This window comes from Vreelandella maris (assembly GCF_013371085.1).
GTDB lineage: Bacteria > Pseudomonadota > Gammaproteobacteria > Pseudomonadales > Halomonadaceae > Vreelandella > Vreelandella maris.
In genome coordinates, this window is the sequence record NZ_JABWCV010000027.1 from 37,423 (window position 1) to 56,360 (window position 18,938).

27 protein-coding genes and 1 pseudogene are annotated in these 18,938 nt (G+C 55.2%); 6 read left to right on the top strand and 22 right to left on the bottom strand.

The features are described 5' to 3' along the window. Positions 1-6: 6 nt before the first annotated feature. The 15 genes from HUO07_RS18115 to HUO07_RS21580 all read right to left on the bottom strand — a co-directional run bounded on the left by HUO07_RS18115 (position 7) and on the right by HUO07_RS21580 (position 11,409). Positions 7-2,619, bottom strand: coding sequence for a TraG/VirB4 family ATPase (locus HUO07_RS18115; protein ID WP_113270590.1), 2,613 nt, complete (start codon positions 2,617-2,619; stop codon positions 7-9). A 1-nt stretch (position 2,620) separates the two neighbouring features. Beyond that, on the bottom strand, positions 2,621-3,118 hold the full coding sequence (locus HUO07_RS18120; protein WP_035557838.1) for a TraV family lipoprotein: 498 nt from the start codon (positions 3,116-3,118) through the stop codon (positions 2,621-2,623). Between the two features lie 4 nt (positions 3,119-3,122). After that, positions 3,123-4,610 carry a TraB/TrbI/VirB10 family type IV secretion system protein gene (locus tag HUO07_RS22140; RefSeq protein WP_101145385.1) on the bottom strand — a complete coding sequence of 496 codons (1,488 nt, stop codon included), beginning with the start codon at positions 4,608-4,610 and terminating at the stop codon, positions 3,123-3,125. After that, positions 4,603-5,295: a TraK domain-containing protein gene (locus HUO07_RS18130; protein WP_176304698.1), complete on the bottom strand. Its 693-nt coding sequence runs from the start codon at positions 5,293-5,295 to the stop codon at positions 4,603-4,605. The genes HUO07_RS22140 and HUO07_RS18130 overlap by 8 nt, the downstream gene beginning before the upstream one ends. Continuing rightward, entirely contained in the window at positions 5,292-5,849 is a 558-nt protein-coding gene (locus HUO07_RS18135) for a TraE/TraK family type IV conjugative transfer system protein (RefSeq protein WP_035557829.1), read from the bottom strand. Before HUO07_RS18135 ends, HUO07_RS18130 begins: the two co-directional genes overlap by 4 nt. Then, the gene (gene traL / locus HUO07_RS18140) at positions 5,849-6,142 is read right to left on the bottom strand and encodes a type IV conjugative transfer system protein TraL (RefSeq protein WP_008958346.1); all 294 of its coding nucleotides are present in this window, start codon (positions 6,140-6,142) and stop codon (positions 5,849-5,851) included. The genes HUO07_RS18135 and traL overlap by 1 nt, the downstream gene beginning before the upstream one ends. A gap of 17 nt (positions 6,143-6,159) precedes the next feature. After that, entirely contained in the window at positions 6,160-6,522 is a 363-nt protein-coding gene (locus HUO07_RS18145) for a TrbC/VirB2 family protein (RefSeq protein ID WP_035557825.1), read from the bottom strand. Beyond that, positions 6,519-6,932 carry a lytic transglycosylase domain-containing protein gene (locus HUO07_RS18150; RefSeq protein WP_045812323.1) on the bottom strand — a complete coding sequence of 138 codons (414 nt, stop codon included), beginning with the start codon at positions 6,930-6,932 and terminating at the stop codon, positions 6,519-6,521. Before HUO07_RS18150 ends, HUO07_RS18145 begins: the two co-directional genes overlap by 4 nt. A gap of 10 nt (positions 6,933-6,942) precedes the next feature. Next, complete coding sequence (locus HUO07_RS18155; protein ID WP_035557823.1) at positions 6,943-7,722, bottom strand: hypothetical protein; 780 nt, start codon at positions 7,720-7,722, stop codon at positions 6,943-6,945. Then, positions 7,719-8,363, bottom strand: a complete 645-nt coding sequence (locus HUO07_RS18160; RefSeq protein ID WP_176304699.1) for an OmpA family protein — start codon at positions 8,361-8,363, stop codon at positions 7,719-7,721. The genes HUO07_RS18155 and HUO07_RS18160 overlap by 4 nt, the downstream gene beginning before the upstream one ends. Further along, the gene (locus HUO07_RS18165; protein ID WP_035557821.1) at positions 8,363-8,971 is read right to left on the bottom strand and encodes a thioredoxin domain-containing protein; all 609 of its coding nucleotides are present in this window, start codon (positions 8,969-8,971) and stop codon (positions 8,363-8,365) included. Before HUO07_RS18165 ends, HUO07_RS18160 begins: the two co-directional genes overlap by 1 nt. Next, positions 8,968-9,276, bottom strand: a complete 309-nt coding sequence (locus HUO07_RS18170; protein WP_035557818.1) for a hypothetical protein — start codon at positions 9,274-9,276, stop codon at positions 8,968-8,970. The genes HUO07_RS18165 and HUO07_RS18170 overlap by 4 nt, the downstream gene beginning before the upstream one ends. A 172-nt stretch (positions 9,277-9,448) precedes the next feature. Beyond that, positions 9,449-9,667, bottom strand: coding sequence for a hypothetical protein (locus HUO07_RS18175; protein WP_127062877.1), 219 nt, complete (start codon positions 9,665-9,667; stop codon positions 9,449-9,451). An 84-nt stretch (positions 9,668-9,751) separates the two neighbouring features. After that, positions 9,752-10,537: a hypothetical protein gene (locus HUO07_RS21575; RefSeq protein WP_217908959.1), complete on the bottom strand. Its 786-nt coding sequence runs from the start codon at positions 10,535-10,537 to the stop codon at positions 9,752-9,754. 86 nt (positions 10,538-10,623) lie between these two features. Further along, the gene (locus tag HUO07_RS21580; protein WP_217908960.1) at positions 10,624-11,409 is read right to left on the bottom strand and encodes a DUF4942 domain-containing protein; all 786 of its coding nucleotides are present in this window, start codon (positions 11,407-11,409) and stop codon (positions 10,624-10,626) included. Between the two features lie 169 nt (positions 11,410-11,578). Here HUO07_RS21580 and HUO07_RS18185 point away from each other — a divergent pair, with 169 nt between their 5' ends. Beyond that, on the top strand, positions 11,579-11,896 hold the full coding sequence (locus HUO07_RS18185) for a hypothetical protein (protein ID WP_127062879.1): 318 nt from the start codon (positions 11,579-11,581) through the stop codon (positions 11,894-11,896). 95 nt (positions 11,897-11,991) lie between these two features. Here the strand turns inward: HUO07_RS18185 and HUO07_RS18190 are convergent, their stop codons facing one another. From HUO07_RS18190 to HUO07_RS18205, 4 genes are read right to left on the bottom strand one after another with little or no spacing between them, the layout of a single operon-like run. Continuing rightward, positions 11,992-12,360, bottom strand: a complete 369-nt coding sequence (locus HUO07_RS18190; protein WP_127062880.1) for a hypothetical protein — start codon at positions 12,358-12,360, stop codon at positions 11,992-11,994. 7 nt (positions 12,361-12,367) lie between these two features. Continuing rightward, a complete protein-coding gene (locus HUO07_RS18195) occupies positions 12,368-12,850 on the bottom strand; it encodes a PH domain-containing protein (RefSeq protein WP_052703859.1) in 483 nt (160 codons plus the stop codon). A gap of 5 nt (positions 12,851-12,855) precedes the next feature. Beyond that, entirely contained in the window at positions 12,856-13,176 is a 321-nt protein-coding gene (locus tag HUO07_RS18200) for a hypothetical protein (RefSeq protein WP_035557806.1), read from the bottom strand. After that, a complete protein-coding gene (locus tag HUO07_RS18205; protein ID WP_035557803.1) occupies positions 13,160-13,381 on the bottom strand; it encodes a hypothetical protein in 222 nt (73 codons plus the stop codon). Before HUO07_RS18205 ends, HUO07_RS18200 begins: the two co-directional genes overlap by 17 nt. A gap of 259 nt (positions 13,382-13,640) precedes the next feature. On the opposite strand from HUO07_RS18205, the gene HUO07_RS18210 reads away from it, so the two are divergent. Together HUO07_RS18210 and HUO07_RS18215 are read left to right on the top strand one after the other, a co-directional pair. Continuing rightward, entirely contained in the window at positions 13,641-14,141 is a 501-nt protein-coding gene (locus tag HUO07_RS18210) for a hypothetical protein (RefSeq protein ID WP_052703860.1), read from the top strand. A 50-nt stretch (positions 14,142-14,191) separates the two neighbouring features. Further along, positions 14,192-14,413, top strand: a complete 222-nt coding sequence (locus tag HUO07_RS18215; RefSeq protein ID WP_101145380.1) for a hypothetical protein — start codon at positions 14,192-14,194, stop codon at positions 14,411-14,413. A gap of 125 nt (positions 14,414-14,538) precedes the next feature. On the opposite strand, the gene HUO07_RS18220 is transcribed toward HUO07_RS18215, so the two are convergent. Next, complete coding sequence (locus HUO07_RS18220) at positions 14,539-14,808, bottom strand: hypothetical protein (RefSeq protein ID WP_157826458.1); 270 nt, start codon at positions 14,806-14,808, stop codon at positions 14,539-14,541. A 4-nt stretch (positions 14,809-14,812) separates the two neighbouring features. Between HUO07_RS18220 and HUO07_RS22290 the strand changes: the two are divergent. Further along, positions 14,813-15,140, top strand: a pseudogene (locus HUO07_RS22290) (IS1595 family transposase); the annotation flags it as partial. A gap of 98 nt (positions 15,141-15,238) precedes the next feature. On the opposite strand, the gene HUO07_RS18230 reads toward HUO07_RS22290, so the two are convergent. Both HUO07_RS18230 and parS read right to left on the bottom strand, forming a co-directional pair. Beyond that, positions 15,239-15,703, bottom strand: a complete 465-nt coding sequence (locus HUO07_RS18230; RefSeq protein WP_101145378.1) for an RES family NAD+ phosphorylase — start codon at positions 15,701-15,703, stop codon at positions 15,239-15,241. Further along, positions 15,700-16,152, bottom strand: coding sequence for a type II RES/Xre toxin-antitoxin system antitoxin (gene parS / locus HUO07_RS18235; RefSeq protein ID WP_101145377.1), 453 nt, complete (start codon positions 16,150-16,152; stop codon positions 15,700-15,702). The genes HUO07_RS18230 and parS overlap by 4 nt, the downstream gene beginning before the upstream one ends. A gap of 212 nt (positions 16,153-16,364) precedes the next feature. Here parS and HUO07_RS18240 point away from each other — a divergent pair, with 212 nt between their 5' ends. Beyond that, positions 16,365-16,892: a hypothetical protein gene (locus tag HUO07_RS18240; RefSeq protein WP_101145376.1), complete on the top strand. Its 528-nt coding sequence runs from the start codon at positions 16,365-16,367 to the stop codon at positions 16,890-16,892. Positions 16,893-17,284: 392 nt separating this feature from the next. Next, a complete protein-coding gene (locus HUO07_RS18245) occupies positions 17,285-18,547 on the top strand; it encodes a hypothetical protein (RefSeq protein WP_146779537.1) in 1,263 nt (420 codons plus the stop codon). Positions 18,548-18,938: the final 391 nt, after the last annotated feature.

Below are 18,938 nucleotides of genomic sequence, written 5' to 3' on the forward strand. Positions count from 1 at the left end.
CCAAGCCTACCCTTTGCCCTCGGCCAGCATGCGGATGGCCTCCTGGGTGCTGTGGCCCTCCTCGGCGAGCTTCATCAGACGCGCCTGGTCCTTGGGATTGGTCGAATATAGGAAGTAGGAGTAAGGATCGACCACAAAGCGGAAAAGGCCACCCCCGCTCTCGTGCTTGACGAAGACCTCCGAATAGCCGGCACCGGGCTTCACACCGCGCAGCATATCGAACAGGAATTCATCCTCACCGCCCAATTTACCGTTCTTTTGGGCGTAGTCCAGCGAGGGACCAGACTGCTTGAGTACGAATGTCCATGGCGCGTTGTCGAAGGCAGCCTGAGCGGCCGGCGACAGGTCGGTATCCTTAAAGCCCTGAGTAATGAAGCCGGCACTGCCGTAATACTTACGGATGCGCCGGAAGGCGGTTTCGATAAACTTCCCGCTTTTCGGGTCCGCGAGTAGATCCCATGCCTCATCGATCAGCATCATTTTCGGGATGTTGCGTGGGCGCAGATACATGTCCCGCGTCGTCCGAGCCATCAGGAGTGTCATGACCACATTCCGAAGCTCACGATCGACGTTTAGCTCTTCCAGCTCGAGTATGGTGAACTCATTGGAAAGATCCAGCTGGGGCTCACCGTTGAACCATGCGGCATGCCGACCTACGGCATACGGCTCCAACTGCAACGCAATACTCTTGGCCACCGGATCACTGTCTGCCCGGGACTCAAGCCACTGATAGACATGCTTGGTTTCCATGACCTCGCCATGTTTATCGTGCGCCTCAAGGATGCCTTTTTCGATCAACTGGTATTCGTAGTTGTCGGGCTCACCTAGGGGGAACGCCATCTGAGATATGGCATCCTTCAGCACCGGGATCATTTCTGCGATCTCGCTGCCACCTTCATCATCGTCGTAACGCTGCTTGCCTTTGATACCCCAGAATGGGTTAAGTGAGACCGGATGGTTAGGATCAAACCTCAGTTCCTGACCGCCCAGCAGTTCACACAGCTCCTTATAAGAGCCGCCCACGTCAATGATACGGACCACGCCATCACGACAGCGCATGTCGGTAACGAATTCGTTGGCAAGGAATGACTTACCCGCACCCGAGGTCGCGATCACCGAAAAATTGTATGAGGTGGCCGAATCAAAAATGTCGATACACGACATTTGACCGCGGCGAGAAACCAGCAACAGTCCGTTTGCGTAGAGGTAAGGGTTCCCCTGTGGGTCTTTGCGTACTACTGGCCCGTTACCGCCCCAATCGCCCTGGCAGATTGAGGCGCAAGCGCCGTTTAGGCTGGACACCATCTGTGCCCGCTGAAGGCCTGATGTAGGCTTGTCCATGCGTGGGTTGTAGCCCCATGGCAAAGACGACAACCAGATAGGCAGCGAGATATAGCGTTCACGCGAGGCTCTGAAGCCTGCTTTCCGCCACAACGAGGAAACATAGTCCGCGTCCGAAGCTGCTCGCTCGGGTTCGGTGATGATATTGATCCCCGACCACATGCGTACCGGGCAGTAGTTTGAGCGAGTATCGTTGAGCAGCTGCTGGGTATCTCTACGCCGCGTGAAGAGGTGCGGCATCATCCCCTTGTACCACTCGGAATCACTCATGCATTGCTTTGAGATCATGCCCATTCGCATGGTGATGTCATCACGAGCCTTTTCGGTGTTCGGCTTGTAGATGGTGGTATACATCCAGTAGGCCGGCGCGATCCGATCGGTCGCCGACTTCAACTCCCCAAGCATGTCACCTGTCATGTAGAGACGCAGGTAGTCCGGGTAGGTGTCGATGGTCAAAGGGACAACATCCACCTCCCTTTCATTGTCGCTAAACTGGACTGCACCCGAGGACTTCACTCGAATGCGTGTGCGCTTATCGAAAATGGAATCAATGAAGTGACCACCTTCCTCCTCCAGGCGTTGAAGCTCCCCTGGCACCATTTGTGGGTTGGCTATGCGGCGCAGCACACGTCGCGTACCCAATTCGTTCATCAGGGCAGGGGACAGGCCCATAGAGCTGAATGTCCCCATCACCGACTGCCGGAATTCGTCGCACATGTGCCGCCATGAACGAATCTCTTCAGCATGCTCTGGGTCACCGCCAAAGGTCATGGTGAAAAAGGCGAAGTAATGCACCTCCCGGGGATATAGACGCTCATTCGGTAGGAGGCTTTTGTTCCCGGCCGCGGCGTCAAGCATGTGCTTGCTACGGCGCTCTACCAGCTCTTGGAGCATAGGGTCTTTGCAGTAACGTAACCGCCGTGCCTGCCAGGTATTTATCCGGTCCTCAATGGCCGGCGAACTATGGGCGACGAACTGGATAACCGTGTCCGCTGGCGCTCGCGTAATCAGCGACTCGATTTGCTCCTCGATGTCCTTGCCAGCCACCATCAATGGCGCAAACTGGACGCCGAAGCCAAGCTGAGGATGTTTACCATCATCCCGGACACAGTAGTTATCTTCATAGTCGATGTAGGGGAGCAGGCTCGCGGGATCATCCCGCTCAGTCAGCGCCTCGGCTGCCTGGAGGGGGAGGGCGCGATCGCCATAATCGGGAGCGCCCTGCTGGATCATGCGGCGCACTTGGTGCCGCATACGAGTCATCGCGGTTATCTTCATATCAATTCTCCGGGACGATCTGCATTTGCGGCTGAATGCGATAAGGATTCACGCTGGCGTCTTGCCCTCTCGGCGCGATGTGTTGAACACCCGGAGAAGGTCCGATCATGCCTGCCCCAATGCCATCGTCACGCAGCTGGCCATAACTCCAGTCATCAGGCAGAGTCACATACAGGTATTCGCCCGATCGTAGAATGCCGTCATCACCGCGCCATGGCGCCACCCAGATACGCACCGGTTTACCTGGCTGGTAGACAGGCATATCGGTTAGGCCTCCCCCGCTATAGGGTCGCCATTGCTCGATCTTTTCTTCTTCAGCTTCTGAGCCATCCTTACGGCCCTCCATCACTGTTTCAGAGGAACCACTATTTGCCACCGCAGCTTCATAAACATCGCCGGTACCGACACACTCGCTTCCCAGCTCACAATCATGCTGGACAGTGGCACACCCACCGAGGAACAGCAGGGCGGTCAAGGGGATCATCAACTTTAAGCTCATCGTATTAGCCCTCGCTCGGCATCTTGTCGGCCAGCTCGTAGGCTTCCCACTCGAGCTTCTGGCCTTCCTGGATTACAACAGTGCCACGGCGCCCTGATGGAACCTCGATCACCGGGAACATGGATTCAGCCTCTTCGATGTAACGCTCTGCCAGTATCTCCATCGCGCGGCCTGCACCGCCGTACATGCCAACCTCGGCGACACTGTTCGGGTCGATGGTGGTGACAACGCCGCTGCCTGTGACAGCCGATTCAGCACCTTGAGCTGCTGTTGCAGCAATGCTGCTGGCGCCTTCTGCGAAGCCAGCAAGCATGGCCTTACCCAGCAGGGCGCCAGCACGTCGCTCAACTTTGCCGCGAAGCCCCAGACGGCCATCCGAGTCCACGATGTAGCCATTGATTGGAGACTCAAGCATCATTCCAGTCCGTGTATCGACACAGGAAATACGAGAGACGTTGATATGCGCTCGCTCGCTCGACAAATCACCGTAGCCACCGCCCATACCAAAGCAGTCAGCGAGGCGATACCGCGCACTGCCAGGTAGGAATGCATCGTTTTGAATGCGGAATAGCACCGGCTGAGGGTTGTTGCGGGTACGCTCGGCAGCGCCAAAGTCAGCGCCAGTCAACATTGCCACCTCAGAGAACGACCCCATAGGGAGGAACCCAGCTTTAGGTGGCCCCAGATCCTCTTCTTCGTCATCCTGCTGAGCCGCTTCATTACGTAAGATGCGAGCGCTGGACTCACCACTTGAGCCATTGAGTACGATCGGGTCAGCCGGTCCTTCTTCCTTCTGGAGCTGTGGAAACTGTGAAGGAATGACGCCGCCCTGTGTCGACGATTGTTGCCTCGGGGGTAAACCGGCACGGCCAGAGTCACCATCTCGACGCGCTACCGGGGGCGGAGGTACCGCGCTAGCGTCGTCGCCTCGGGGGGGGCGAAGATAGTCAGACGGGGCACGGTTGGCGTCGGTGCTTCTGTTTGAAGATGTGCCAATGCGAACCTCACTGGTGCCATCATCTCCGCTAGAAATATCGGCTAGTCGTGTGCGCAGCGACTCCATGGTTTCCCGCGTTTGCTCGCGTTCGGATTCCATGCCAGCCTGCATTTCTTCGAGCTGCGCCTGAAGTCGTGCATCCCTCTGCTCTTGACTCTCGCGCTGGTCTGCCAATTCTTCATGAGCCTCCCTTAACTGTTGTTGAAGTCGGGAAATAGTGACTTCCTCCCCATGCCGTGTATCCGGCGTGGTGTCCATAAATTCCGGGGGAGGGGGCGCTTTATTGCTACTGTTGTCTCGTGCGCTAATAGCGTTACTTGCCACAAGCCAGATGACTAGGCAGGCCCCACCACCATATAGAAGCCACTTTCTTCCCTGCGCTCGCTCCAACAGGCTCTGAGAGACTACCTTGGACTTAGCTCGGGCCTTGGCCACCCTAGAAGGCTTGTCCTGGCCCGATTCATTCGGCTGCTGGTTGTTCTGATCTTCAGCCACGGTCAACCTCCACGACGATCATTCGGGGCTGATCGCGCTCACTTACCGTGTCCCCTTCCAAGGAAACAGCAACGACGCCATCGCGGTAGAAGTCACGAGGCTCGACTTCAAGGGAGGTATCAGAAGACAGCCGGTAAATATTCACGACATGGCCGGAACCACGGTACTGGGTTTCCGCTGTGAGCTTGAGCGTGCCGCCATTAGGCATTTCAAGTCGGGCACTAGGCGGGGCGCCAGCCGGCTCAAACCCGCTAGGGCGAGCCCCCTGGAAAACGGACAGGATAGTGTCAGCAATCCAACGATCCTTGGGCCGGCTTTCCCTTTCGGGCTCTGCGGATAGGTCAGGGGCGTTTCGATACCGGAACACCTGGGCATCGATGCCGCTTTCCGGCGCTAGCTTCACCGTGAAGGCCTCGCCGCTTCGCAGCTGGATGAAGATAGAGAACGGGTCGGCTTCGTCTGCAGGACGGATGAGGAGACCACGTTTGCCATCAGTCGGCACAGGGTTGTCACGCAACTCGGCCTCGGGGGGGATAACAATCGTAGAGTACGGCTCTGGGAATACCAGCCGGTTATAAGCATCGGTGGATACAACCACCTTCTGGACATCATCGCTGGCGCTGACAAAGGTGGCGACGGCAAGCGCCGCCACCATGACCAGCCCCTGCATCTTAGGCTTTTTCATTCGTCCTCCAAAGAGAAACCAGCGACATACGGAACGCCACCGCTGAAGGAATAGCGGACACGGTAAGCAATCGGTTCGTCTTCGATCTGTTCGGTGCCATGCCAAGCCCGCAAGCGCCCATAAACTCGCACTGTGCCGTCTAGGACTTGGGTCCCTTCAATGAACAAGGCCTGGGTACGCTCAGATTTCTCCAGGTCTGGAATCCGTGCTTGTAGATCATTGCCGACCTTGGCATAGAGGGCCGGCGTCATCCGGTTCTGGAACCGAGCGTATTGGCTTCTCACGTTCCTTGGGGTCCAAGAGCTGTGCAGCTGGGCATCCGCCATGGCTATCTCAGTGAGGTAGCTCGCATCGGTATAACCAGCGCTGGCGCCCACCTCGACCGGCCCATCCACGACGTGCAGGTTGTAGGGAACCAGCCGGGTTGGCATATTGGCGCTGAGCTGGACATAGCTCTGCAAGACATAGATCAGCAACCCAGTCAGGAGCAGGGTGCAGAACATCCAGCCCCTGGCAGCGACCCACTGATTTCGCAATGCATTGAGGTATTTCATCAGCGAATGTACTCCAATCGCATTGGCCTAGGTGCGTATTTGCCAAGCAGCGGGTCTAACTTGAGCCCCATCCGCCACAAGACATGCTGCACTTGTCCCCGCTTCTGGCCGGCACGCATCTTCTTAGCCATCATCATGAGAAAGATCCCCGCAAATAGGCCTGGGATAAAAAACCGCATGATGATGCCCACGCCGATCACCATGATGGCGACAACCACCTCGGTCATCTCCCAGGCGAAGATGGGGATAGGGGCATCAACATCCTGCGGTATCCGATAGGACTCGTTAGACATGACCCGCGACTCCTAACTCAGGTGCCTGAGAACCAGCTGAAGATTTCCTTGATCATGAAGGGGCCGACCGCAAAGGCACCGGCGATCCCTAGACCCAGGAACGCAGGGGCAGCAGATTGACGTCCAAGGCCCACCAGGCAACCGATGATCAGCGCCAGAATGGAAATGCCGATACCGAAGGGCCCATGCGCCAGCTCTTCAACCTTGTCAGCGAAGTCTTCAAAGTCTTCCTGTGCCCATGCTGGCATCGCCAGGAAAGCGGTAGTAGCAACCAACAGTGAGCGCTCTGCTGCTCGCTTCTTGTTCATGCGGAGGCATTCGACTAGATGAGCGAGCTTGCCCTGCTTGGTTGTGGCCTGGGTATCTACGGAAGTAGTCATTGGTACTGATCTCCTAATGTCGCGAGGACTTCGTTTGCGTATTGCTGGCCTGCCGGACTATTCGGCGACCCAGCGTTGTAAGCGGCCAATGCCGCCTCCCACTCGCCGTAGCGCGTGATGTTGTCGTAGAGAATCCACGTCCCTACAGCGAAATTCGTACACTCATTTTCCAACAACTCACGCTCGGTAATTCCCCATTGCTGGAGGTAATTCCGGTTGGTTTCCTGGTCGAGCCACCATGTATTGACTTGCATAGCGCCTAGGTCGTAAGTGCCATTCTTGTTCGGACCTATGCGACCCACTAATTGCCCTCGGCTGCCGCTCTCTTGAAGACGCACTGCCGCGACAATCTCGATGGGTACTTGGTAGTAATCAGCGATTTCAGGGACACAATCAGGTAGGGCAATCATTGACCACCTCCTAGCGCTGTTCTTCAGCCACTGCCGCGGATTCCCCAGCGCCAGCTTCGTCGTTGGTTTCTTCGGGGGTGTTCTGCGCTTCAGGCTTGGCCACATCAAACGGCGTCATCATCCGCTCAGCGACCATGGCAGTGGGGCTGACACGATCCATCACCAGCCCGACCTCCAGACTTTCCTCGAAGCCGCCTTCTGCTCCTGGTTTGGGGATCTTTCGCAATAGGCCGGTAACTCGTCCCTCAACATGAAGGGCGGTGCCGGCCTCGTACTCGACAAGTCGATCGACAACGCGCCCAAAAGCAGCCATGGACACCACGCCGGTATGCTGAAAGGAGCGCCCCAGGTCCGGTCGGTCAGGGCCGATCTGCAGGTACGCTGTGGAGGGTGGTCCCTCCTTCTCGGGAGTTTTCACCCCCCTCAGCAAGCCAATAGCAATGAAACGATTGAAAAGATGTTTTTCGATGTTGCCCTCGATCATCGGGGCAGCCGGCTGGATGTTGTTGGCCACCAACTCGGCACTCAGGTGCTGCTCACCCGTGTGGTGTGCACGGCGCACAATGCCGCCAACATGGCCGAAAATTTCAATGTAAGAATCAACATCCAGCTTGGCTGCGCGATCAGATAGATGATTCGGAATTCGGACAATGATCTGATTTACAGATTGGATTAGGGCTTCTGTGCTTCGCTTGTTCTTACCAACCTTGAGCACCATCAGGCCAGAACGACCGCGCTCCTTTGGCGTCTCTTTTCGTAGGATCTGGGCGTGGGCGATAAAGACGTTCATTGGTCTGCCTCCAGGTAAAAAATCTCGGCGCGGCGGTTTGCCGCCCGCGCTTCATCAGTCGTGCCGTCAACCAACTTGGGATAGATGCCATGCCCTTCCGTCAGGAACCGGGCCTTTGACCAAGCCAAATGGAGCTGTCCCGCGATCGCATCAGCGCGGCGCTGTGAGAGTGAAATGTTGTAGGACTCAGGGCCGATATGGTCGGTGTACCCAACAATGAGCACACGGCCAGCCAGGTCTTCTCCTTCCAGGAAGGAAGCCATTTCACGCTGAGAGGTAGGCGTCAGCGTTGTTGAGTCGAACTCGAAATGGAAGCGCGCCAGAGGCACAGACTCCATGGCGTCCTTGTAGTCATCCAGCATTGAGGCATGGCGCTGCTGCCAATAGGCCTCGTCGTAAACGGTGCCGCCGTAAGCGTAGCGATCAAGCCCCTGGCCAGCCCCGTAGTACCAGTTGGTGGTACGGGTCGCGTTGACCCCTTGAAGCGTATAGGCAGGGATCACCACATGCCGACTGGTCATCGTGTTATACGAATCAGGTAGCGTTGACGTGCGTGCGTGCTCCAGAGCCGGAGGATGTGCTGCACAGCCAGTGAGAACAGCTGTCAGCGCGACAGCAAGCACAGGGTTTCGCAGTGTCATCAAAGGTTCTCCAGGTACTTGATTACCGCCTCGGCCCTCTCGGCAACGTCTCCCGACAGGCTCAATAGCTTCACTTCAGAACGAGACACAGCGACAAAGGCAGGGTACTCACGAAGACCTGCCCGACCAGCAAGCCTCGCTGCTCGCTCAATCGCCTCGACAGAGCTGGGATCGCTGATATGGTCGTCCGCAAACTCGTTCCACCGAACTTGGGGAACATGCAATTGGAGGTGCGCCAGCACATCGTCATAGTCCTTGAGGGGAACCCCGGTTTCGCCAGCCGTGAGAAAGGCTTTCCGAACGTCATTGGCGACCCCTGGAATAGAGCGAGATGCGTAAAAGGCGCGTTCACGCCATGCTCGTTCAAGGCCGGTATGGGAAGGCAGGGGGGCGTAGCGGTACTCCAGGCCCGCCGCTTCGACGGCTGCCTGAATAGAAGAGTGGTGTTTGTCCATGGCCTGGCAGTGCGGGCAATCGAAGCTGGCAAACTCAACCAGCGCCAGAGGCTGATCATTTCCGGCATGAGCGCCAGCAGCGAGCCCCAAGGTGGCCACGGTGACACCGAGAATTCTACGGATGGGGTGTAGCAGGCGGGTAGGGGAAATCATTGGTCGCTCTCCCCCGACTGATCACTAGATTCGTTACCTTGGTGGCTTTCGATCCAGGCGTCTTCGTGCAGCAAGCGCCACACGGTAAAGCGACAAGCATAGTCAGCTGATTCAAACGCCTCATGCACCGATTCCTGTTGCTTAGGAAAGGTTAGCTGCGTCAGTGAAGTTGCCACATTGCCAAACCACAGAACGGGCTGACAGGTTCGCTCAATTCGAGCTTCTGAATCGGTCGCCAGGACAATCCATGCGACCCAAACTAATATGGCCACGCCAATAAGCGTGCTGCCTCGCATCGCCATCATCTCAATTCCGCCTCCCAGCGGTGCTCTCTCATAGGTGCCCTTATTGGGCCTCGCAGGTAGATAGGGCAGCCACTGACACTTAACCGGGGGAAGTAGAGATTTTTTTGCGCGAGTCGCTTTGCTGGCGCATGCCAAGGCTTAGAGGGAGAAGAAAACGACTATCGAGGGAGGCTTAGAACAGGGAGAGCTGGGTTTCTTGAGATTGAGGAGAGGGGGAGGCGCTGCTTTGCTCATTATCGGCTTTCAAATACTCTCCAGAGGCATCATCAACACCAGCGAGCCACGCCATATCCTCAGGCGACCAAGGACGATAAGGAGAGGGCTGATAGTTGCCCAGCGTTTTGTGTATTTCATGAGACAGGAGGTAAGCCTCGTAGCACCCTTGATCCATTACCTTTCCGTTAGGATGTGTTTTCGGAATGCTAACCCAAATGCTAAAGCTGGCGCGATCGCATCGACCGCGCTAGCTTACTTCTTACTGGGCGGGCTTATCAGCCACCAGGATAGTCACGTTTACGCCAGTCCCAGCGAACTCACCCTGATAGCTAGCAGTCCATTCCACCTCCCAGCCCGGCAGTAGATCCTTGTCGAGCATGCTGCCGGGGAGGATAGCCACAAGGCGCCCGCCAGGAGCTAGACAACTCGCTGCGGCTTCAAGATGATGCAGGGCTCGACCTTTGCTGTACGGAGGGTTCATGACTATTTTGGTGTAGCTTCTGGCCGTATTTGCCCACTCCAGAAAGTCGGCTTGATGGCAGCGAAACCCCTTCGCCGCCAGCACCTTGCAATGCAGCGGTGCCAGCTCGACACAGGTAGTCCGATCTTTGGGAAGCATATCAGCAATATGGCCCTGGCCAGCACTTGGCTCCAGCACCGTATCCTGGTCGTTGATCTCGGCCAATTCTACGACCTCATACGCCAAGCGCTCCGGGGTAGGGTAATACTGGTGGCTCTTATGGTCAGGGATGCAACCACTGGCAACAATCTCATCCAAAATCGGCTTGGTGTGGTAGTCGAACTCGAACCACGACACTGCGCCGTTATCACTGAATACCTTAACCCCACCGATGGCCTTGAGCACCTGCTCAGCCTCAGCCAACGCTACCTTATCCTTCACTCCATAATCGAACTCAATCGCCCAAGGGTTTTCTGTCTTCGGCGACCGTGTTTCGAGATGTCGAAGGTGGCTAGGGCAGCGGGTAGGGACGCTGCGCATGGAACCGAGTAAATTGATAACCGCAAATTGAAGTGGGCGATCCATTAGCACAAAGTCTTTAGGCTTGCGCTTAGGCGGGGTGCGGAACTGGGAAGGAATTGCTGTCGGGTGCAAATGCGCCAGCACTTGGTTTAGGCGAAAAGCGATTTCGGGGTGTACCTCAGATGCGCCGTGCCTTTTTTAAAGACCTTCAGGTACAGAGCGCCACCATCAACCATAAACCGCTTGCCTGGGGTGCGCCGTGCAATATCAATCAATCGGCTAGAGGCCTGCCAGTTTGGTTCATCCCGGCCCATAAATTTAGCAATGACTGAGCGAAGGTCATTGATATGGCCTGCCTGGTCATGATTCACCGTCTCATAGGAAGTGACGACATAATTGAGGATCATCCGTTTGTAGAAACCTTCAGGCCGATTGGTAACATGCTCACGGCTTAGGGCACGGAATATACCGTCGACACGCTCAGCTAGGAAGGTGCCGCGCATCATTAGCAGCTCGGTCAGGGTTGCCCTTACGGTTTCCTCAGTGAAGTCAGGGGTTTTCATCTCGTTAATCTGCTCCCACCACTCGCTACGGCGAGTCTGAGGCATGAAGTCGAGAACATCGGTCATCTTCAAGGCCCGGACCCAATATTCAGCGTTCAGCGCTGCGATCGCGCCTTCTTCAATAAAAATATTCTCTGCGGACAGTGATGAGTAACGTGTGTTGTCGTGCTTGCGATTGCCCTGGATGAAGTAGTTGATGACACCTTTACGATCACCATCAAACAGTGCCGCCACTTCTTCCACACGCCTACGCATTGCGTTGTAGCGCCCCATCAGCCCATCGACCATATCTGTCGAGGCCGGGGCGAAGAACTCGCCCATATCTCCAAGATATTCTGTGCTGTCATGGCTATCAATGGCTTCGTGAATCATGGTGCCGTTCCCTATTTAGTGATCTATTACAAGCGAGTTTCCGAGGTGCCTGGCTTCCTGCGTAGGTGACGCCGACCGGCTGCCTTCGTTATGATGTAAACACTTTAATGCAGCATTACTGTTTACGGCAAGTAAAAATGTGTTCAATGCACACTTTTTAGGGGATACCATGTCCACAGATGACATCAGCACTCAACAGCTATACGCGGCACTGGCAAGGCTTAGAATGAAGGGTCGTGCATGTGATGCAGCTTCAGATGTGATTATGAAGGTGTGCGATACATACGCTAAAGCAGCCAATATGCATGGCGTGTCCAGAGCTGCTGTTTCTCAGGCAGCAAAGCGAATACAGGCGGAAGTAGATCGGGTGTTCGTGGCAGTCGAGGTGAGATTGCCCAAGGACAAGCTGCTGGCGCTGGATGAATGGCTAGCGAGCCAAGGAGGGGCAAGACTAACCAGCAGCGACGCTGAGAAAGGAGAACCGTAGTAGGTTAAGGCGGGGAATATTGACAGGGGAAGCGGGCTGGCAAGCCAACCCGCTGCATCACATCCTGGATGAAGGGGCTATATAGGCCCAGCAAGTCACAAAGAGGGGCGGCGCTCGCCTGCTTCGGGCGGTGCATACTGGCTAAGGGTAGCCTCCAACAGCTCGGGTATCTCAAGGCAAGAACGAAGCTCGCATTGAGCATGGATCAGTAGCGCCAACTTGGGTGTCCACTCAGGAAGCCCGAGATGGCCGACATACTCCTCAGCGACAGGGCCAGCCAGAAACTCAGCCGCAGAGAACTGGTGCTTGAGGTTGTTGCTCTTTAGGTCATCAATTGCTTTCAAAAATACTTGCGTGAGTAACTGACGGTGGGGCAGCAGCTCCTGCGACTGATGGCAATCGGTCGACACAATGCTCTGGCCTGGGATAAGCACATCAGCAAGTGCGGAAATTTGTGAGTCCATGATCTAACTACTCCTGCCCAGTGCCAGCCGCAAGGCTTTGAAAGTGACTGTTGATTGAAGCCATGACCTTCAACGGGTTGGCCACGCGATCAAATCGAGCTTCGCTTGTGCCAGTGCCTGCCGCAGACATTTTCACCGTCCCATATCCTAGCAATCGACCCAAGATCGTCTGGTTCACTTCGGTCGAACGAATGTGATGAATAAATAGGGGTGTAACACGCCTGGCAATAATGCCGTGCCGCTCTATCACGCGATCGGGGCCTATGACGTACTCGTGAGCAAGGCGCTGATAGGCGATGTTCAGCAGCCCCCAGGCGGCCAACCCCATCCCTGCCCAGGAAAGGATGTTCGTCAGAGTCTCTGGAGCGTTTGCCCCAGCGAGGGTAAAGGGGGCATGAGGAGCAAAGTGCAATGCTGCCCCCAAGGGTACAAGCAACCAGTGTCCCAGCAGGGCGCGGTGACTGACTCGGAAGGTGGTCTTGCTTATCATGGGTTTCATCTCCCGGCTGCTGCCACCTCCGCTTCTTTCAGTCGGTGGCTCAATTGTGATTCTGCCGTTTCAACGTGGAAAAGCTCGATGCTGTCATCCGGCCAGCGGATCAGGACGAACCCATCTCGAAGCAGGTGGGTTAGAGGGGTAGGGCCAGAGATGACAGGTAACGAAGGGCCTTCGAGTGTGTGGAGTTCCCACCGACTGGCTGAGCGGTCATGAAAAAGAGCCGCGTTGTCAGCGCCACCTGGCCAATCCAGGTCACAGTCGCGTTCAAGACGCCTAACAAGCTGTCTCGCCTGGCGGGAATTACGCGGCCCGCTCATAGGCAACCTCCAGCCCACACACTTTCTTTACAGCACACTCAATTTCTTGGCGCACCCGGTCCATCGTCAGTAACCGCGCCCCCTCCTCATCAATGATCAGCGTCAGTGTTTCGTTGGTTTCGCGCAGGGCCGCCCTATCAACGACAAGTCGTGAGAGTAGGGAAAGCTCGTCGTGCGCGTTCGCAATAAGAGCACCTGAATCCATAATACAAACCTTAATTATACTAGACGACATCTTTTAACTATGAATATGTGACAATTTTTACGGATTCTCCGCCATTACTAATTGCCGTTATTACTGATTTACGGCGCTGCGTTTGCGATGGTTCGGGATTGTGTAGAGAATACTTTGTCTGGAAATGCTTCGCAGAGTTTTAAATATAAAACGTCGTATGGTATAAATTATATATCTATAAGTAGCTTTGCCTGAAACCATCAAAACAACGGATTAAAAGGGGATCAAAATGACTATCAAGCGTACTCTCATGGGTCTGGCTGCCACATCAATGCTGCTGTTGGCTGCTGGTTGTGCTGCCCCGCAAGGGTCTGGCATGTTGCAGAACTCAGCCGTCAGCGCGATCACTGATGTGCTAGGAAGTCGCAACAACAATAGCGTCAGCGCAGCAGGAGCAGACTCGGCCAGTCACATGCAGGGCGTTCAGGGTTTGGTTAATGGCGGAAAAGCAGGTATGAGCGGTGCCGCCTACGGTGCTGTTGGCGCTGGCGCGCTAGGTCTGGCTGACAAGGGGATGCGAAGCGCTTTCACCGCATTGCAGGGCGAATCCGAAGTCGGGTTCGAGGACGTTGCCAACATGAAACAGAACATCGTCAAGAGCGATACTTATGTCGATGGTGAAGGCCGTACTTGCATTGATTACCACATCACTGTCACTGGTGGCCCCGAGGACAATGATCAGAATGTCACGACTTGCCAGAATGCCGGTGGCGACTGGGAACGAATCTGATTCGATCAGCGGCCACTCTATTAGTGGCCGCTCAGCTTTTGGAGGGCAAAATGGCTGACGATAATCTCAATACATCGCGGTTCGATAAGTCTGCTTTGGACATGACGAGACTGGAAGCCTTTACGATGACCGCCATGCACGCCATTCTGCTTGGTGAGGGAGGGGGTAAATTAAGCCCCGAGGAAGTCGGCGAGAGCGCGGCAGCCTTTGCCGAAGCATCGCTCTCCGCGGCCTCTGAAACGCTCGATGACCACGACACGAAACCGAGTTAACCCCATGCAAGACTGCAAGTACGCGATCGGGCAGCAACCTTAACGGTTTGCTGCTCGATTTCGTTGGAGGCAGGTTTAATTGTTTCGCATGCGAAACAGAGCAATGCCTACTAGGTCATTGACTATCAAGTTGATGCAATCACCTGAGCCGGAAATAGGTCACCGCGCAACTTGAAGCGCCCTACCATTGAGGCCAATCGTTCGGCGTGCTCGCTGAGCTGATCGGTCGACATGGTGGACAGCTCGGCTAGAGATGCGTTCTGCTTTGTCATGCGATCCAGCTCCGCCACGGCGATATTCACCTGGCCGATGCCGTCGCTCTGCTCGCCAGCGGCATGACTGATCTCGCTTAGCATGCCAGCGACGCGTTGTACGCCCGCCATCAATTCATTCAAGTAATCTACTGTTCATGAGTTCCTGGGGCCGATCATCAATTGCGACTCGATTTTATGTTCGGATGGGCATAGCTGGTATAACATCTTCTCTGCTAACCATGGTATTGCTCACGCTCGATAATCAGCGCGTGATCGGCAAGGAATATCACATTCAGAACGTCAACAGCTATATGAGCCGCTTAAAGGGATGGATGGGGCGCTTTCATGGAGTGGGAACGGTGTACTTACCCAACTATTTGGCATGGCGACGTTTGTTTGAAACCGCAGAGCCAACGGAGGAGATGTGGCTACGTATAGCGATTGGCTCAAACCAACAAAAGATACCAACATAGCCATATAAATACAGAATTCAGAGATTCGGCAGGTCTGCTGCAAGCTAGGCAGAAGGAGGGGGTCTCAAACCGTCCCTGTCCAAGGGCGGGGAAAGGCGCTACAAGCGCTTATCCGGGGTGAACGAGACTTCCCTGGCACTGTCAGCCAATGCCTGGAAATAGGAGTGACTGGGGTTGATCAGGTAGTTCGTTTCTCGAGGCACCACGACACTTGGGACTACTAGCGCGAGGCTCGATTGGCTCTCAAGCCAGCTGTCGCCGATCTCCGCGGTCGAGGCGGGCGCCGGCTCCTCCATCCAGTCTTCCGGCAGACTATCGGCAGGCAGGCGCATCAGCGCATTTTCCGGGATAGTCACCTCCAACAGCGCATAGTGTGTCAGCAACCGATAGTCATCAAGATGAACCATCACCTCAAGCATAGCCAGTGATTCAGCACTGGCGAGGTACACACAGGCCTTCCCCTTGCTATTCCATCGACCGCCGTACAAGCGGGCTCCCTCCCCATCGAAGGCCGTCTGGAGCCACTTCCGCTTTACGAGGCGGTAACCACGAACCGTACTCACGCGAAAACGCCGTGCTCAAGCCGTCCGATCAGATCCAGCACAGCTTCAGCGCCAGCAGTCGTCGCCACCATTTCCACCGGTCGCCGACCACCGAGACCGCGCACCGGATTGAGGAGCCAGCGCCTCGCCCGCTGTTGATCTCCTTCAAAGAGATCAACAGCGCTCTTGTAGACCTCGGCAAAGCGGTACAGCCGATCGCCTTCGTCTTGCTTGAAGCGCCCAGCCGTGGCTCTTCGCTGCAATGTCGCTGGCTTGATAACGACATAACGCGCCAGCTCCTTGCTTTCCAGGCCAGACGCCACAGCAAGTTCCGTGTAGACCTTGTACGGGACGCCTTTTTCCAAAGCCTCATGCAGTTGTGCCCCACGCGCTGGAAGACCCAGGGCCTTCCAAAAGTCGTCTTTCTTGGGCTTAGGCTTCGGCCGATACTCTTCGATGGCAGCTTCCATGGCCTCCCCTCCACTCATTTGATATAACAACAGTGTATCAGAAGATCGAAAGACTGCCACTGCGGTTGCAACTCCAGGCAGATCTAGGCGCGGGCACCTATAGCGCCTCTGCGCTACAGCTTGCCCAAGGGCTGCATCGCAACATTGCTTATCGCGTAAGCAAGGCCCCAACAGAGAGTGGTAAAGTAGACCGAAAGAACAGGAGAGGTTGCATGCCCACGTCCACCGATCATAACCAAGTGTTTGAAAATAGCGTACTTCAAGCGGCTAAAGAGCTATTGGAGACAAAGCTCGCGACCCTGCCTTGGCATCAGTTCGAACTTGAGTACCATTCGCCTACAGGCAGAGCGAGATTGCAGGTCCGTTGTCAGCAAGAAGCCGATTCTCCTGTCAGAACCTTGGTCCTCTCTGTCACCTTCTTGCACGACTCCGAAGAGCTTCAGCTTAGTAACATAATGATGCCGCTCGCCCTACGTTGGGAGCGGCTTGGCAAGCGCACTATTAAGGCCATCTTCGAGGTTGCTCATCCAGCCGGCTACGATCTCTTCCTCATAGATACGGTCCCGTCCTTCCATGATCGACTTCTGAAGCGGAACGCTCGAGCTGTGACCGATGACATTGTGATGATCACACCGGAAACTGACCTCGTGAGTGACATTGGCAGTCCAAAGCCCAATTCTAGCGAAGTGCGCGGCTATTCAATCTTCGACGTTCTCGATGAACTAGATGCGGACGCCTAGCTTAAGATCGATTGATGGCGAGCCAAAACTGACAACTTAGCAGCTCACCACTATCGAGCAGGGCGGTTAGCTTCCGGCTGTAATTCACGCCGCCTAGTCCCTTTACCAGGGGAGAGCTATCGAGCACACTCGCTCAGCACAACCTCTCTTGACGCAATTACATGAAAAACAGCGCAAAAATCCCTTACGGCATCCGCAATAACAGGTTGGTGCATATCAGCCAGCTCACAAGGGCCGAACGCGGCGGCCGTTGCGGCTGTGTCTGTCCTGAATGCAGAACACCGCTTGAAGCGAGAATGGGGGATATTGTCCGTCACTATTTCGCACATGCCAGAGGGACCCGACCATGCGCTGGGGGCACTGAAACCGGAATACACCTAGCCGCAAAGCAGTTGATCGCAGACCGAAAGGAAATACCCATTCCTCTGCTTCAGGCGGTACTTGAGGCGAAGGATAGCCTTGGCTACAAGCACACCGAATCTAAGGTCATTTTCCCCGGCCACGATCGGCAGCCGGTGGATGACACAAAACTTGAGTTCAGCTTGGGGGACATCCGCCCTGACCTTATCGTGAGCTTGGGTCAGATAGAAATCCTAGTCGAGGTGGCCGTAACCCATTTCATCGACGCGGAAAAGCAGCAGCGGCTTGAGTCCCGTGGCCAGCGCTGCATCGAAATCGACCTGGGGGACATACCACGGAACCTAACACCGGTCGAGCTCGAAGAGCATGTATTTAACTATCAACGAGCCTACTGGATCGTAAATCCCAAGATCGAAGCGGAGCAGGAAAAGCTACGCCCAAGACTTCAGCAGCAGATCGAGAAGGCCAACAAACGAATAGCACAGGCGAATATCGCAAGGGAACAAGAGGAGCAGCGACAACGTGAACAACATGCCCGGATGGAAGCTTATTTTAAAGCTCAGGAACAGAAACACGCTGAATTAAAACGCCAACGGGAGGAGGAGCAACGCCGGGCGAGAGAAAAAGCGACCGAGCAGGCCGAAATCCGACGACGCGAAGCCGAGGTTGCACGTCAACTCGAAGCTAAAGCCGAGCGGCATCGGCAACAGAAAACCTGGGAGCAAGAGCGTCAGCAACTCGATCTTCATGAGATGCGCCATCTCGCCATGGAACTTTTCGCGTCCTGTCAGCGTATTCATGCCAGGTCTGGCAAGGTGGCTACATCAACACGGTTCTGCTTGCCGATGGCCCGGCACAACCTCGAACGAGATATTCACAAAATGGACCTGGAAGCCATTCCTACCGCGGTTGAGACACGCACGGAATATGACTGGATGTTCGGGGTGCCGTCTCGTGAGTGGAAACTCGTGGCCTTGCTAGGCGTCGTCTATACCCGTGAGAGCATACAAAGCCGATACTGGATCTCAATCCAAGCCATCGAGCGCTATCTTGGGGAGTTCGGATACCAGCCTATTGTCGCTCTTCAGCGTGCCGAGCAGTTGCTGAATACTGCTCGTTACTACCATATTCTCGCAGAAGATCCTGCGTTAATGGCGTTGGAGCTACTTCCAAGGCCGCTGGATGCGATTGCAGAATTCGTTGGCGAATTGGACAATTTCAATATGATTCATCTGCTAGCTGCCAAGCTGGATGAACTTGCGTTCATACCCAAGCCTGCTAACAGCTGGCGCTAATACCATCAGCACAAGCAAAGTGGCCGCTCAAGCTGAGAGTAACTGTGATTCGGCGATAGCCGCTGCGTCCTAGAAGACTTTGAGTAGGAGGTCGTCAGAATTAACCTTGCCCTCTTTCACATACTGGACCAGTCAATATTCTTCGTACACTTGTCTATCTCGTAGCAATCGATATTTATACTTATTTATAAAAAAACTGGTAACGCTTTACTGCAATATCCCAAGCGCGTTCAGCCTCAATACGACTATTTAATACAAGCGTTCTTATATTCCTGAATCCGTGAGACCGGCCCCCAGGAATGCTTCTAACCTACTGAACTGCATGGCAATATAGCGAATATCGCCATTCACCCAGACAGTGCCATGCCCAACGTCAAGTTCCGCGCCAGTC